12 protein-coding genes are annotated in these 15,888 nt (G+C 61.2%); 11 read left to right on the forward strand and 1 reads right to left on the reverse strand.

What is annotated here, in order from left to right; all coding sequences use genetic code 11:
• Positions 1-8: 8 nt before the first annotated feature.
• From nusA to pnp, 7 genes are read left to right on the forward strand one after another with little or no spacing between them, the layout of a single operon-like run.
• Positions 9-1,406, forward strand: coding sequence for a transcription termination/antitermination protein NusA (gene nusA, locus IPI01_02420; GenBank protein MBK7256679.1), 1,398 nt, complete (start codon positions 9-11; stop codon positions 1,404-1,406).
• Positions 1,407-1,415: 9 nt separating this feature from the next.
• Positions 1,416-4,184, forward strand: coding sequence for a translation initiation factor IF-2 (infB, locus tag IPI01_02425; GenBank protein ID MBK7256680.1), 2,769 nt, complete (start codon positions 1,416-1,418; stop codon positions 4,182-4,184).
• Between the two features lies 1 nt (position 4,185).
• On the forward strand, positions 4,186-4,557 hold the full coding sequence (rbfA, locus tag IPI01_02430; protein ID MBK7256681.1) for a 30S ribosome-binding factor RbfA: 372 nt from the start codon (positions 4,186-4,188) through the stop codon (positions 4,555-4,557).
• A complete protein-coding gene (gene truB / locus IPI01_02435) occupies positions 4,523-5,233 on the forward strand; it encodes a tRNA pseudouridine(55) synthase TruB (protein ID MBK7256682.1) in 711 nt (236 codons plus the stop codon). Before rbfA ends, truB begins: the two co-directional genes overlap by 35 nt.
• Complete coding sequence (locus tag IPI01_02440; protein ID MBK7256683.1) at positions 5,230-6,192, forward strand: bifunctional riboflavin kinase/FAD synthetase; 963 nt, start codon at positions 5,230-5,232, stop codon at positions 6,190-6,192. Before truB ends, IPI01_02440 begins: the two co-directional genes overlap by 4 nt.
• A 6-nt stretch (positions 6,193-6,198) precedes the next feature.
• Entirely contained in the window at positions 6,199-6,468 is a 270-nt protein-coding gene (gene rpsO / locus IPI01_02445; GenBank protein ID MBK7256684.1) for a 30S ribosomal protein S15, read from the forward strand.
• A gap of 36 nt (positions 6,469-6,504) precedes the next feature.
• Positions 6,505-8,712, forward strand: a complete 2,208-nt coding sequence (gene pnp, locus IPI01_02450) for a polyribonucleotide nucleotidyltransferase (GenBank protein ID MBK7256685.1) — start codon at positions 6,505-6,507, stop codon at positions 8,710-8,712.
• 110 nt (positions 8,713-8,822) lie between these two features.
• Here the strand turns inward: pnp and bshC are convergent, their stop codons facing one another.
• The gene (gene bshC, locus IPI01_02455) at positions 8,823-10,463 is read right to left on the reverse strand and encodes a bacillithiol biosynthesis cysteine-adding enzyme BshC (GenBank protein MBK7256686.1); all 1,641 of its coding nucleotides are present in this window, start codon (positions 10,461-10,463) and stop codon (positions 8,823-8,825) included.
• 210 nt (positions 10,464-10,673) lie between these two features.
• Here bshC and IPI01_02460 point away from each other — a divergent pair, with 210 nt between their 5' ends.
• The 4 genes from IPI01_02460 to nrfD all read left to right on the forward strand — a co-directional run bounded on the left by IPI01_02460 (position 10,674) and on the right by nrfD (position 15,879).
• The gene (locus IPI01_02460; protein MBK7256687.1) at positions 10,674-11,243 is read left to right on the forward strand and encodes a cytochrome c3 family protein; all 570 of its coding nucleotides are present in this window, start codon (positions 10,674-10,676) and stop codon (positions 11,241-11,243) included.
• 10 nt (positions 11,244-11,253) lie between these two features.
• Positions 11,254-11,472: a hypothetical protein gene (locus tag IPI01_02465; GenBank protein ID MBK7256688.1), complete on the forward strand. Its 219-nt coding sequence runs from the start codon at positions 11,254-11,256 to the stop codon at positions 11,470-11,472.
• On the forward strand, positions 11,465-14,512 hold the full coding sequence (locus tag IPI01_02470) for a 4Fe-4S dicluster domain-containing protein (GenBank protein ID MBK7256689.1): 3,048 nt from the start codon (positions 11,465-11,467) through the stop codon (positions 14,510-14,512). Before IPI01_02465 ends, IPI01_02470 begins: the two co-directional genes overlap by 8 nt.
• A gap of 143 nt (positions 14,513-14,655) precedes the next feature.
• On the forward strand, positions 14,656-15,879 hold the full coding sequence (gene nrfD / locus IPI01_02475) for a polysulfide reductase NrfD (protein MBK7256690.1): 1,224 nt from the start codon (positions 14,656-14,658) through the stop codon (positions 15,877-15,879).
• The last annotated feature ends 9 nt before the right edge of the window (positions 15,880-15,888 follow it).

Below are 15,888 nucleotides of genomic sequence, written 5' to 3' on the forward strand. Positions count from 1 at the left end.
AGGGTGTAATGAATTCGGAGATCGTCGAATCATTCGCGCAGATGGTCCGCGAGAAGGGGATCGACAAGGATATTCTCGCCGGCATTGTCGAGGATGTCTTCTCGATGATGGTCCGCAAGAAGTACGGCCAGGAAGCGAAGTTCGATGTGGTCGTCAACATGGACAAGGGCGACATCGAGATCTTCCTCGAGCGTGAGGTCGTGGAGACCGTCGAGAACTCCGCGACCCAGATCGACCGCGAGACGGCAAAAGAGCTCTCGGGCGAGGACCTGGATGTCGGCGAGGACTATGTAGAGGTCATCCCCCTCGTCTCCTTCGGACGCCGCCTGGTGGTGAGCGCGAAGCAGAACCTCAACCAGCGCATCAAGGAGATCGAGCGCGAGTTGATGTTCAACGAATACAACAACACGGTCGGTGACATCATCGTGGGCGAGATCTATCAGATCCGCCGCAACGAGATCCTGATCAACCACAACCGGAACGAACTGATCCTCCCGAAGGCCGAGCAGATCTTCAAGGAGCGGTACAAGAAGGGTGATACGATCCGCGCGGCCGTCAAGGAAGTGCGGAAGAACAATGGCAATCCGGCCGTCATCGTCTCGCGCGCGGATCCCATGTTCCTCTCGAAGCTGTTCGAGATGGAGATCCCCGAGATCTATGACGGCATCATCGAGATCAAGCGTATCGCCCGCGAGCCGGGTGAGCGTGCGAAGGTGGCCGTGGAATCCCACGACGACCGCATCGACGCTGTCGGCGCGTGCGTCGGGATGAAGGGTGTCCGCATTCATACGATCGTGCGCGAATTGAACAATGAGAACATTGACGTCATCAACTACGCGGAGGTGCCCGAGCTGTTCATCGCGCGTGCACTTGCACCGGCGAAGCTGAAGGGCGTGGAAGTTGACAAGGATGCCCAGACCGCGAACGTGCTCGTGGCCTCGGACCAGGTATCGCTGGCCATCGGACGCAACGGCCAGAACATCCGTCTGGCGAGCAAGCTGACGGGCTATGAGATCAATCTCATCAAGGAGGGCGGCGACGAAGACGATTACGACATCGAGTTGGTGGACTTCAAACCTGAGCTCGGTGCGGAGTTGTACGACAAGCTGATCAATGCCGGCCTTGAAACGGCCAAAGACGTATTGAATGCCACCATGGACTCGCTGCTCGCGATCGAGGGGTTGGACGAGGCGAGGATCAAGGAGATCCGCGACATGATCCGCCGCGATCTCGAAGAGGCCGAGGTGGAGGACGAAGAGGAACAGGTGGAGCCGGGCAAGCCGATCGCCACGGCCACACCCGACGATGTGCCGCCGGGCGGCGTGAGCGCACCGCGCACCGCACCCGCAGCGGGAGCCACCGACCAGGCGCAGCCTGCGCCCGGTGATGGGGGCAAGAACTCGTAAAGGAATCGCATGGCCGAGACGGTAGAAAAGAAAAAGAAGATCTACAAGGTTGCGACGGAACTCAACATCTCTCATGAGACGCTGATCGAGTTCCTGCGCAAGAAGGGGCATGAGGTCAAGGGGCACATGTCGTCGGTGGACGATGACATGATGCGCGATATCCTCATCCACTTCAAGAAGGATAAGGACGTCGCAGAGAAGCACCAGCGCAAGATCCAGGAGATCCGCGAGAGCAAGAAGCGTGCGGAGCGCAAGGCGGCCGAAGAGGCCGACGGTGCGCCGCGTGCTGACGTGCCCGCGAAGGACGTCGTGGAGGAGGAGGCCCCCGAGATGGAGCCCGCCGCCGAGACCCCCGAACCCGAGGTCGCGCCCGTCGAAGATACCACTCCGGTGGAGGAAGAGGCGGTCGAAGAAACGGTCGAGGAACCTGTTGAGGCGGAACCCGAACCGGTGGCCGAAGAGGAAGCTCCCGAGGCCGCCGTTGAGGACGAAGCGCCCGTGCAGGCGGCTGACGCCGAGGAGCCCGACGCTGGTGAGCCCGCTACCGAACCGGTGGCAGAAGTGAAACCCGAAGCGCCGCCGGCCAAAGTGCGTTCGGATGTCCGTTCGCCTCTCGATAGCCTGAAGGACCGTCGCGGCAAGATCGGCCTCACGATCAAGGGGAAGATGGATCTTGCGCCGAAGAAGCCGGCGCCCGGCAAGGCAGCGAAGGGGGCGCAGCCAGCGGCTGCGACCACGACCGCCGAATCGGACGATCACAAGAAGAAGAAGGTCAAAAAGAAGGTCCGGGATGCTGTGCCCGAAACCAAGGCACCGGAGACCGAGGACCAGGACAAGAAGAAGAAAAAGAAGAAGAAGCTCCGGCACAAGGAAGTCAATCAGTCGGAAGTGCAGGAGGCTATCCGCCGGACGTTCGCCGCCATGGACGACACGCCGGTCAGCGGACGCACCGCCTTCAAGAAACGCAAGCGTAAGGAGCGTGAAGAGGAAGAGCTGCGTAAGGAAGAGGAAGCCCTGCGCGAGCAAGGCATCCTGCGGGTCACCGAGTTCGTGTCGGTGAACGACCTCGCGAACCTCATGAAGGTGAACGTCTCCGACGTCATCAAGAAGTGCATGGAACTCGGTATCATGGTGTCCATCAACCAGCGCCTCGACAAGGATACGATCCTTCTCGTCGCGGATGAGTTCGGATTCCAGGTGACCTTCTCTTCGGGTGTCGAAGAGGAAGGGGAGATCCCGGAGCCCGTGGATGAGCCCGAGACCCTGCAGCCGCGCGCGCCCGTCGTGACCATCATGGGCCACGTCGATCACGGCAAGACGTCGTTGCTGGACTATATCCGCAGTGCGAACGTCGTCGCCGGTGAAGCCGGCGGTATCACGCAGCACATCGGTGCCTATGAAGTGACGACAGCATCGAATCAGAAGATCACCTTCCTCGATACGCCGGGTCACGCGGCTTTCACGGCCATGCGTGCGCGCGGTGCGCAGATCACCGACATCGTTGTCCTGGTGGTGGCCGCGGATGACAGCGTCATGCCCCAGACACTGGAGGCGATCAGCCACGCGCAGGCCGCCGCCGTGCCGATCATCATCGCGGTCAACAAGACGGACAAGCCGGATTCCAATCCCGACCGCATCCGCCAGCAGCTCTCCGAGAAGAATATCCTCGTTGAGGAGTGGGGCGGGAAGTACCAGTGCGTCGAACTGTCCGCCAAGACGGGAAAGAACGTCGATCTCCTGCTCGAGAAGATCGTTCTCGAATCGGACGTGCTGAATCTCAAGGCAAACCCTGACCGTCTCGCTTCCGGCACCATCGTGGAAGCGCAGCTGGACAAGGGGAAGGGCATCACGGCGACGCTCCTGGTGCAGAAGGGAACCCTCAAGGTCGGCGATCCGTTCATCGCCGGCATCTTCAGCGGCAAAGTGCGCGCCATGTACGACGAGCGCGGCAACCGTGTGGAAGTGGCGGGCCCGTCGACCCCGGTGCAGCTCACCGGTCTGGATGGATTCCCGCAGGCAGGCGATACCTTCATGGTCGTCGACTCCGACCGTGTGGCGCGTGAGATCTCCTTGCGCCGGCAGCAGCTCAAGCGCGAGCAGGATTTCCGTCAGATCCATCTCACGACGCTGGACGATATCTCGCGCCAGATCAAGGATGGACAGGTGAAGGAGCTGGGCGTCATCGTGAAGGGCGACGTGGACGGGTCGGTGGAAGCGCTCGCCGATTCGCTCATGAAGATCCAGCACAAGGAAGTGAAGCTGAACGTCATCCACAGCGGCGTCGGGACGATCTCCGAATCGGATATCATCCTTGCCGCCGCGTCGAATGCCGTCATCATCGGCTTCCGTGTCCGCCCGAACCTCAACGCCCGCCGTCTGGCCGAGAAGGAAAAGGTCGACATCCGGACGTACAACATCATCTACGACGCCATCGACGATATCCACAAGGCGCTCGAAGGGATGCTCTCGCCCGAGAAAAAGGAAGAGATCGTCGCCACGATCGATGTGCGCGATGTTTTCAAAGTACCGAAGATCGGCCTCATCGCCGGGTGCTACGTGCAGGATGGCAAGATCGCGCGGCACAACCGCGTGCGCCTGTTGCGCGACGGCATCCAGGTGTTCGAGGGGACGATCAGTTCGCTCAAGCGGTTCAAGGAAGACGCCCGCGAAGTGGAAGCCGGCTTCGAATGCGGTATCGGGCTGGACAACTTCAACGATGTGAAGGTCGGCGATACGATCGAAGCCTTCAAGATCGTGGAAAGCAAACGGAAACTCTGACATGTCGATCCGCACAGAGCGCGTGGCATCGGTGATCAAGGAGGAGATCGGGGCCATACTGATCCGGGAGTACAACGATCCGGCGTATGGCTTCATCACCGTGACCGATGTCCGCGTGACCCCCGATCTGAAGATCGCGAAGGTGATGTTCAGCATCATGGGTGCGGCCGATGTCCAGAAGAAGACGATGGCGATGCTGGAACAGGAGCGTTCCCATCTCCGGGGCATGGTGGGGCGGAAGCTCACGTTGCGCTATACTCCGGACCTCCAGTTCTATCATGACACAACGATGGACCGGGTGCACCGTATCAATACGCTGATCAACGAGATCCACAAGAATGACAGCGGGCACGGTGACGACAGCGGCTCCTGATGCTGCAGCAGATCCGGGAGAACTCCTGCTGGTCGACAAGCCCGCAGGGTGGACATCCTTCGATGTCGTGAACAAGCTGCACCGTGCGTATGGCGGTCTGAAGATGGGGCATGCCGGAACGCTGGATCCGATCGCGACGGGGCTGCTCATCATCTGCACCGGGCGGAAGCGCAAGCAGATCGAGCAGTACATGGGCCTCGACAAGGAATACGTGGCCACCATGCGGCTCGGGATCGTCACGGCAAGCTACGACACGGAAACACCGGTGCTCAGGGAACGTCCGACGGACGGGATCGATGAAGCGGCGGTGCGCACTGCAGCGGGAGCATTCGTCGGGACGCAGCAGCAGCTCCCCCCGATGTGGTCGGCAGTGAAGAAGGACGGCAGGCGGTTGTACGAGCTTGCGCGGAAGGGGATCGAAGTGGAGCGGGCTCCCCGCGAGATCCGGATCGGATCGCTCACGGTGGACCGCGTCGCGATGCCTGAGGTGGTGATGACGGTTGCATGTTCAAAAGGGACGTATATCCGCACGCTTGTGTACGATATCGGTGAGCGGCTTGGATGCGGTGGAACGATGACGGCGCTGCGGCGCACGAAGATCGGTCCGTACCGGATCGAAGATGCGCGGACGGTAGAAGAACTGGTCGAACGGGCAGGGGAATCACGCCGGGTATGATCGTCCTTCGTTCCTTTGAATCTCTCCGCCGGGAAAAGAACTCGGTGGTCACCGTCGGGACATTCGACGGCATTCATCTGGCACACCGCGAGATCATCCGCGAGGTGGTCCATCGCGCCCGCATGCGCGAAGGACGGAGTGTGGTGGTGACATTCGATCCGCACCCGAAAGAGGTGGTGACCCGCTCGCGCGGGCCGGTGCAACTGCTGTCGACGCTCGATGAACGCATCGCCTTGCTCGATGCTCTGCACGTGGACATGTTCCTCGTCATCCCGTTCACCTGGGAGTTCTCCCGGATGACCGCAGGCGAGTTCTACCGCAGCATCATCGATGCACGGGTCGGCGTGAGCGAGGTGGTCGTCGGGTATGACCACATGTTCGGCCGCGACAGGGAAGCCGGGACGGAGTCGTTGATGGCGCTCGGTCGGGACCTGGATTTTTCGGTCTTCACGGCGCATCCGCTGACGCTCGATGGAGAGGCGATCAGCAGCACGAGGATCCGTCAGGCACTGGAGGCGGGCGACGTCACGCGCGCCGAAGGGATGCTGGGCCATCCGTACCAGCTTGCAGGTGTGGTGGTGGGGGGCGACAGGCGCGGCCGGACCCTCGGGTTCCCGACAGCGAACCTGGATCCGGACGCGACGAAGAAGATCGTCCCCGGCAACGGCGTGTATGTGGTGCGTGCCGGCGTCGGTGTCACGCAGGCATATGGCATCATGAATATTGGCGTGCGGCCGACGGTCAGTTCCGGCGTGCAACGCGTCATTGAAGTGCACCTGTTGGATTTTTCACGCGATATCTACGGCGAACGCATTGCGGTCACGTTTCTGCGGCGGCTCCGCGACGAAAAGAAGTTCGGCTCCGTGCAGGAACTGGTAGAGCAGCTGGACAGGGACCGCGAGGATGCGCGTCGGTTGATATCGGCATTGTCGTACTCGTCAACTCAAAACAAGGAGTAATACGTCATGGCTGTAACGAAGGAGATGAAAGCCGAGATCGTCACGAAGTTCGGGAACGGTTCGGCGGATACGGGGAAGCCCGAGGTTCAGGTCGCATTGCTGACCGCACGCATCAACGACCTCACACCCCACTTCGAGAAATTTCCGAAGGATCACCATTCGCGCGTCGGCCTCCTGAAGATGGTCGGCAAGCGTCGCCGCTTGCTGGATTATCTCCGTGAGAAGAACATCGACCGCTACCGGAAGGTCATCGAAGCGCTGCAGCTGCGCAAGTAGGACACAAGGGTCGAAAGCGACCAGAAAGAAGAGAGCATGAAAGTCACAAAAGAAGTAGAGATCGGCGGAAAGATCTTTTCGTTGGAAACCGGGCGGTTCGCAAAACAGGCCGATGGCGCCGTGATGGCGCGGTTCGGCGATACCATGGTGCTCGCCACCGTGGTGGCCAACAAGGAAGCGAAGCCCGGCATCGATTATTTCCCGCTGCAGGTGGAGTACCGGGAAAAGGCGGCCTCGGCCGGCAAGATCCCCGGTGGGTTCTTCAAGCGCGAAGCGCGCCCTTCCGAAAAGGAGATCCTCTCCGCCCGTATCATCGACCGGCCTATCCGTCCGATGTTCCCGGAGTGGTTCCAGTGCGAGACCCAGGTGATCGTGACCGTGTACTCGTCGGACCAGGAGCATGACGGCGATGTGCTGGGTGCGGTTGCCGCATCCGCCGCACTGATGATCTCGGACGTCCCGTTCGAAGGGCCGATCGGCGAGGTCCGCGTCGGCCGCATCGATGGCAAACTCGTGATCAACCCGACGTTCACGCAGCTGCAGACCAGCGACATGGACATCACCGTTGCCGGCACGGACGATTCGATCGTGATGGTGGAGGGTGAGGCACAGGAGATCTCCGAACAGGAGATGCTGGAGGCACTGGCGTTCGCGCATGAGTATATCCGCCAGATGTGCACGATCCAGTCCGCACTGGCAAAAGAGGTCGGCGCCAAGAAACGCCAGGCCCCTGCCAGCGAAGGCGCATCCGCCCTGAAGACGGACGTCGAAGCCCTCGGTGCCGCACGCACGCGTGAGCTTGCGATGACCCCGCTCCTCAAAGAAGAGCGCGCGGAACGTACCGCAACGATGCAGGCAGAGGTCGTTGCAGCCCTGGCCGAGAAGTATCCGGATCAGGCGGACGAGATCAAGACCATTCTGCACGACCTCGAGTATCGCGAGATGCGCGAGATGATCCTGGCACATGGCAAGCGTCTCGACGGGCGCGGGCTGCGTGAGATCCGCCCGATCACGATCGAGGTGGGTCTGCTGCCGCGCACGCACGGTTCGGCGCTGTTCCAGCGGGGTGAGACGCAGAGTCTCACGACCCTGACGCTCGGCACGAAGCTGGACGAGCAGATCATCGATGGTCTGCTGCCGGAATATTCGAAGCGGTTCATGCTGCACTACAACTTCCCGCCGTTCTCGGTCGGTGAAGTAGGGCGCCTCGGGACCACGGGTCGGCGTGAGATCGGCCATGGGAACCTGGCGGAACGCGCGATCAAGATCATGATGCCGGATGCGAAGGAATTCCCGTACACGACCCGGATCGTGTCGGATATCCTCGAATCGAACGGCTCATCCTCGATGGCGACGGTCTGTGCGGCAACGCTCGCGTTGCTCGACGGCGGTGCACCGCTCAAGAAGCCGGTCGCAGGCATCGCGATGGGCCTCGTGAAGGAACATGACCGCGTCGCGATCCTGAGTGACATCCTCGGGAACGAGGATCATCTGGGCGACATGGATTTCAAGGTCGCCGGCACGAAGGATGGTATCACGGCGTGCCAGATGGACATCAAGATCCGCGGGATCTCGCTGGACATCATGCGCAATGCTCTCGAGCAGGCGCGTGAAGGCCGCATGCACATCCTCGGGAAGATGGCGGAAACGATCTCGACGCCGCGCACGGAAATGTCGCAATATGCGCCGCGCCTCACCACCCTGAAGATCCCCACCGATATGATCGGCGCGCTGATCGGACCGGGCGGGAAGAACATCCGCCGGATCGTTGCCGAGAGCGGTGCAGAGATCAACATCGAAGATGATGGTTCGGTCGTGATCGCGGCGACGTCCAAGGAAGCCGCGGACCGCGCGATCAACGAGATCAGCAGGATCACCGAGGTGCCCGAGGTCGGGAAGGTCTACAACTCCACCGTCAAGAAGATCATGGACTTCGGTGTGTTCGTGGAATTCCTGCCGGGCAAGGAAGGCCTCGTGCACGTGTCGCAGCTCGATGTGAAACGCGTCGCGAACCCCGCCGATGTGTGCAAGGTGGGCGATGTGTTCGAGGTGAAGATCGTGGACAAGGACGACCAGGGGCGCTGGAAGCTCAGCCGCAAGGCGGTGCTGCAGCCCGATGTGCCGTACGAACGCGGTCCCGCACCGAGACGCGAAGGCGGCGACAGGCCTCACGGCGATCGCCGGCCTCACAGCAGCGGTCCGCGTGGTGGTGAGAATAAGGGTGGCGAACACTCTGAAGGTTAAGCGCCACCTGCTGTAACGAACAAGGACGCAACAGGGAACCGGTGAACCGGGGATCTGTTGCGTCCTCTGTTTTTCCCGCGGCGAGCGCCGCGGGGAGAGCGGGAAGGCTCCTAGAGCGAAAGGACCTGGTGCTGGAAGCCGTTGATATCGATCTCGCCTGCAAGCCACTTCATGAAGCCGGGGCCGTACTTGTTCAGGAAATAGACGATGTTGACCTGACGTTCCTGCAGCGTTCCTCCGGGGAGGACCGAAGCTACGGCACGTTCGATCTGCCGTACTGCGGTCTCGTTCCGCTTCTTCTGTGCCCCGATGCTCTTCTCCTTCAACTGGCCGAGGCTTCCTTCGATCTTCCCGGCGACATTCTCCAGTGCACCCAGCAGCGTCGGATCGAGTTCCTTGAGGCCGAATCGCAGTTCATTCAACTGCGTCTGAATGCCTTTTCCCGTGCGATCGAAGAGATCGTCCAGTTTGATCTCGGAGATCTGTTCGAGGATCCGGTTCGTCAGGACCGTGGGGTCGCCATACAGTTCCTGGATCTCCAGGGAATACTTCTCGAGAACCCGCCGGACGCGTTCCTCGACCACCGTTGCACTCGCTCGCGGGTAGAGGATCGGCTGCGGCACCCCGAAGTGTGCATACAGCGGCGTGAGCTGCGCGTGATAGGCAACCTCGGAAGGGCCGGCAACATACGCGACGGTCGGGAGAAGCGTGTCCTGCACGATCGGGCGCAGGATGACATTCGGACTCAATTGCTCCGGTGTGTCCCTCGCGATCGTTGCAAGTTCTTCGGGCGTGAGAAAATGCCGCGTGCCCCGCAGACTGAAATCGTGCTCCCGGGGTTCGATGGAGTACCGTCCGCCCTTGTGAAAGAGGAAGAGGTTCACGGACTTCGGCTTCACCTGCGCATGGTACGTCTTCTCGAGCTCTGCGCTCTGTCCGATCACGATCTGCGATGATGCAGGGAATTCCGTGATCTCCCGCAAGAAGAGAGGGGAGAGCTGCTTCTTCAGGGCCGGATGATTGACGGACATGAAGACCAATCCATCATCGGGGAAGAGGCGGTTGAGCCAGCGTGCGAACGCCTCATTGAAGGAGACCCCTTCGGCGTAGCATTCCCGGATCGAGGCCATGAGGGACGCCGTGAATTCGGTGGGTTGCAGTCCCTTCTCCATTGCATCGAGGACGCCGGCCATCGAGGAGTCGAAGCGGATCTCACCGACCGGACCCGGGTTCCGTTCCGGGAGGATGCCCCCGGGGAGGTACTCGAATTTCGCGAGTGTCCCGGAAGGATCCGGGAACTGCGCGTAGTGCATTTCGGCGAAATCGTGATCCTCACCTTCGAGCCAGAAGACCGGCACGAATGTGAACAGGGGATACTTCTCCTGCAGCCGTGCCGCGAGCTGGATGGTTGTCAGGGTCTTCAGCACGGTGTAGAATGCGCCCCCCAGAATGCCGACCTGCTGGCCTGTCACAACGGCGTACGTGGCCGGGTTCTCGAGCGCAGCGATATGCTGCATGGTCCTGGGCGACGCTCCCAGGCGCTCGTTCTGTTCCCGGAGCACGCCAGCAACCACGGTGCGGTCGCGGGTGTGTTCCTGCTGCAGCCGGAGGATCGCCTCGAACCCGCTGTTCTCCCGGAAGCTGATCGGGTAGAACGGGCGGGACGGAGGGGCCCCGGAAATGAAATCAAGGAACAATTCAGAGTATCCGCCTGCGGCGGACGGTAGGCGGGAGTATTCTATCCAGGTCATATGCCGAATATCGGCAAAATACCCGTTGCTTTCAAGTCCAAACTTTTGTAACATTTGGCGAATTCGTAACGCCGGTACGCTCCTGTCGAGTACTTCATTTCGTGTTCCTTGTAAGTCGTTGATCCCTCTGCTCATGCAGTCCATCGACCGCTCGGTTCACGCAGGGGTGCGTCCGGCTTCATCCCCTCGCTCCACCTGTCATGAGTGCATATGAAGAAGGCATGGCTTGATCATACCCTCAAGGTCCGCGTTCCGTTGATCATGATGGTTGCGGTCGGATCGTTCATTGCCACCTACTACCTCTCGCGGAGCGAAAGGGACGGCGTGGGCTATGCCCCCGTCCAGCCTATCGCGTTCTCGCACAAGTTGCATGCGGGGACGATGCAGATCGACTGCAAGTACTGTCATACGGGCGTCACCTCATCGCGCCACGCCACCGTGCCTGCAGCTTCCACCTGCATGAACTGCCATGCCGTCGCACGCAAGACCCGTCCTGAGATCATCAAGCTCACAAAATTCTACGAAGAAGGTACCGCCATTCCGTGGAAGCGTGTCCATCGCGTCCCGGACTACGCCTACTTCAACCACAGCGCCCATGTGAACAAAGGGATCGACTGCGCACATTGTCACGGTGCGGTCCAGAACATGGATGTCCTCACGCAGATCCAGCCGTTCACCATGGGCGCATGTCTCGATTGTCACCGGAACGCACCCACACGTCTCGCGTCGATCAAGGACGTCAAGCGCGGCCCGGAATACTGCAATGCCTGTCACCGGTAGGAGAGACCCGATGTCGTTGCCCGAAACGAGGAACCCTGGCACCGCTGTTCGCCGCAGATCGTTTCTTGCGCGGACAGCTGCCGCGATCGTTGCCGGAGTTGCTGCCGGCAACATCTTCCGGCTTCCAGCGATCGTGTCCGCCGCATCCAAGAACGATGCGCATGTGACCGTCCGCCCTCATCCTCACGCCGTTCCACGGACCAATGCGAGGCCGTCGTCCCATGAATGAGAAGAACCACTGGCGCAGTCTCCGTGACCTGCAGGATGCGGGGGCGACGGAAGAACGCAAGGCTCGTGAATTCGAACCGGGCGTCACCGACGCGTTCGATCCGTCGGAGATGTCGCCGCTGTCACGCAAGCAGTTCCTTGCGTTGATGGCCGCATCCGCTGCCTTCAGTGCGGCGGGGTGCACGAACTATCGCGACAAAGGGGAGATCGTCCCGTACAGCAAGAAGCCCGAAGACATCACCCCGGGCCGGCCGCTGTACTACGCATCCACCTGCACGGGCTGCAAACAGTCGTGCGGCACCCTGATCAAGACCCGCGAAGGACGTCCTGTGAAAGTGGACGGCAATCCTGACCATCCGATCAATCGCGGGCGGCTGTGTGCGACCGGACAGGCAACGCTCCTGCAGATGTACGACCCGGCACGCCTGCGTCAGCCGCACACCGGCGCGGCCTCCGCGCACTCCGGCGATGTTACGTGGGAGAGGGTCGACACGGAAGCCGTCCAGCAGCTGGCGGCCTGCATTCGCGACGGAAAGCAGGTGGTCCTGGTCACCGGCCCGCAGACATCCCCCTCGGCCAGGAAGGTCATCGCCGATTTCAAAGCGGCATTCCCGACAACGCGCGTGCTGACGTATGATCGACTCCATGAGGAATCGCGTCGCCGCGGGTGGGAACGCACCTATGGTGGCGGGTCCGTGCCCGCGATCGCGTGGCAGAAAGCGCGCGTGATCGTGACGCTGGAAGCGGATATTCTCGGAGCGGAAGGTTCCGTGGTGGAACAGACGGGCGCGTTCTCATCAGGCCGGGATGTGGCACGCCCGGATGAGTTCATCCGTCTGTACGCCGTTGAAGGTGCGATGTCGTTGACCGGTACGAACGCGGACTATCGCATTCGGTTGACGCCTGCGGGACAGCTCGAGTTCGTGCTTGCGCTTCTTCACGAGATCGGGCGGAAACTGAATATCAAGACCACGCAGTATCCTTCGGGGCGGGGACTCGATGTGCTGGCGAGCGCCCATGGCATCGCCGGGGCAACCCTTGTGCACATGGTCGACGATCTGCTCGCCGCACGCGGCAAGGCGATCGTGTATGCAGGTGCGGCGCACGGCGCGGACATGCATGCTGCCGTCAATGTCGTGAATGAGCTCCTGGGGAATACCGCGCTGTATGGCGCAGCACGCAGCGCCGATGCCGCCGCGGTGTCGCCGGCCGGAGAATTCAGCGCGGTCGTCGCGGATATGAACGCCGGCAAGGTCGGCTTCGTTGCGCATCTCGATGTGAATCCTGTCTACCATCTTCCGCCATCGCTCGGCTATGCCGCTGCGCTTGCGAAGGTGCCGTTGACCATCGCCCTCGTCGAATCGGAGAATGAGACCGCCACCGCCTGCACATACATGCTTCCGATCCACTCGATGTTCGAAGCATGGGGGGATCACAGCGTGCGCGAAGGCGTGGTCTCACTCCAGCAACCCGTTGTGGCGCCGCTCTATACCACACGCCAGAAGGAAGCGGTGCTTCTCCGCTGGATGAGCGCTTCCGGACCCTTCAACGAGTCCGCCTACCGCGACCACGTGAAGAAGTATTGGGAAACGGCGATCTATCCTCTGGCCGGTACGAATGCCGACTTCGCGGCGTTCTGGCAGTCCTCATTGCACGATGGTGTGATCGAACTCGCACCGGCGCCGACGACACGGCCGGCACTGCGCGCGGATGTCCTGGCAGGGATCCAGGTCGCAGCTTCTGCCGGTCTCGCCGTGCTGGTGACGCCAGCTCCGTACATCGGCGACGGCGCATTCAGCAACAACGGGTGGCTGCAGGAACTGCCGCATCCGGTCTCCAAGATCGTCTGGGACAACTACGCTGCCATCGCGCCGGCGACGGCGAAACGGCTCGGCGTGAAATCAGATGATCGGATCGCGGTGACGACGGCCAACGGGAACGTGACCCTGCCGGTGTTCGAGCAGCCCGGCACGGCAGAAGACCTCATTAGCGTCTCTCTCGGGTATGGCCGGACGAACGCTGGCCCGGTCGGTTCCGGTGTCGGGTCGGACGTGACACCTCTGCTGTCGCTTGCGGCGCTGAACGGTGCGCGGGTGATCGCTGCGTCATCCGTGACGAAGGTTGAGGGTTCGTATCCGCTGGCGTCGACCCAGGAACACCATTCGCTCGATGACACCTTCGTGAAGGATTTCCACCTGAAGCGGCACATCATTCAGGAGGGAACGCTTGAGCAGTACAGGAAGGACCCGCACTCTCTCGGGATCGAACGCAAGGAGTACGAAAGCATCAGTCCGCGCGTGGAGTACACCGGACTGAAGTGGGGGATGGCGATCGATCTGAACAAGTGTACGGGGTGCAATGCCTGCGTCGCCGGATGTAACGTGGAGAATAATCTTCCGGTCGTGGGCCGCGAACAGGTCGCCAAGGGGCGGGAGATGCAGTGGATCCGCATCGACCGTTACTACAGCGGCACGCCGGAAGAGCCTGTTGCGAGCCATCAGCCGATGCTCTGTCAGCACTGCGACAATGCTCCCTGCGAGAATGTCTGTCCGGTGGTGGCGACGAACCACAGTCCGGATGGACTGAACCAGATGATCTACAACCGGTGCGTCGGAACGAAGTACTGTTCGAACAACTGTCCGTATAAAGTGCGCCGGTTCAACTTCTTCAACTTCCGCGACCACTTTGCGGACGGCTACCAGCAGGAAGAGCCGCTGAACCTGATGCATAATCCGGAGGTCACTGTGCGTTCGCGCGGTGTCATGGAGAAATGCACGTTCTGCGTACAGCGGATCATGGACGCCCGCCAGGTGGCAACGGAGCAGGGAAGGACCATCGAGGGGAAAGATGTGCAGACGGCGTGCCAGCAGGCCTGCCCGGCGCGCGCGATCGAGTTCGGCAACGTCCTCGACCCCGCCTCCCCGGTGTCCGGACTGCGTGAACACCCGTTGGGCTATGATGTGCTCGGCGAACTGAACGTGCGCCCCAACGTCACGTACATCGCAAGGTTACGGAACATCCACTCGGAGAAGAGCGCGTGAGTACCGCCGTCGTCGACTACACCCGCGAAGAATCTGTTGTCGCAGGACGCCCGACCGCATCGGAGATCGATCAGGTCGTCAGCGGACCGTTGGACCGCATCCCGACCCGCCCATGGTGGATCGCCATCGGTGTGACCTCCACGATGCTCACGATCGGTCTTGTCTGTTTCGGGATCAGCTTCTGGTACGGCCTGGGTATGTGGGGCGTGAATCAGCCGATCTCCTGGGGCTTCGATATCGTGAACTTCGTGTTCTGGGTCGGTATCGGGCACGCCGGCACGCTGATCTCCGCCATCCTTTTCCTTCTCCGTCAGCGGTGGAGAAACGGTATCGCCCGCTTCGCAGAGGCCATGACGATCTTCGCCGTCATGTGCGCGGCGATCTTTCCGTTGCTGCACACCGGGCGGCCCTGGCTGCCATTGTACCTGTCCCCGTATCCGAATCAGCACGCGCTGTGGGTGAACTTCACGTCCCCGCTGCTGTGGGATGTGTTCGCGGTGTCGACATATTTCACCGTCTCCGCGGTCTTCTGGTATCTTGGCCTGGTACCGGATTTCGCGACGCTCCGGGATCGTACGACCCAGCCGGTGAAGAAGGTGATCTATTCGATCTGCAGCCTCGGATGGCGCCATTCCAGCCGCCACTGGCATCACTTCGAGCGCGCGTATCTGATCCTTGCCGGTTTCGCTACACCGCTTGTGCTCTCGGTGCACACCATTGTGAGTTTTGACTTCGCGGTCTCCGTCATTCCGGGATGGCACACGACGATCTTCCCACCGTACTTCGTGGCAGGCGCCGTGTTCTCCGGCTTCGCGATGGTGCAGAATTCGCTCATTGTCGTGCGACACCTCTTCAACCTGAAGCATCTCATCACTCTGGATACGCTCGAGAAGATGAATAAGGTCATGATCCTGACCGGGAGCATGGTGGGGTATGCGTACGGGATGGAGTTCTTCATCGCGTGGTACAGTGGGAGCCAGTTCGAGACGTTCGTGTTCATCAACCGTGCCCTCGGGCCGTATGCCTGGGCGTACTGGACCATGATCTCCTGCAACGTGATCTTCCCGCAGCTGTTCTGGTCGAAACGGATCCGCCGCTCGATCCCCGCGATGTTCGTCATCGCGGTCTTCGTCAACGTCGGCATGTGGTTCGAGCGGTTCGTGATCATCGTGACGTCGCTGTCGCGCGACTACTTGCCGTCCAGCTGGGGCCACTACACCCCGAGCCTCGTCGACATCGGGATCTTCATCGGCAGTCTCGGCCTGTTCTTCACCCTGATCCTGCTCTTCGTCCGTGTCCTGCCGGTGATCTCGCTTGCGGAGATCAAAGCGGTAGTGCCGGGTGCGCAGCCGGAACACCACTCGTAACGGTGAATG

The sequence above is a fragment of the Ignavibacteriota bacterium genome, from assembly GCA_016707525.1.
Lineage (GTDB): Bacteria > Bacteroidota > Ignavibacteria > UBA10030 > UBA6906 > JAGDMK01.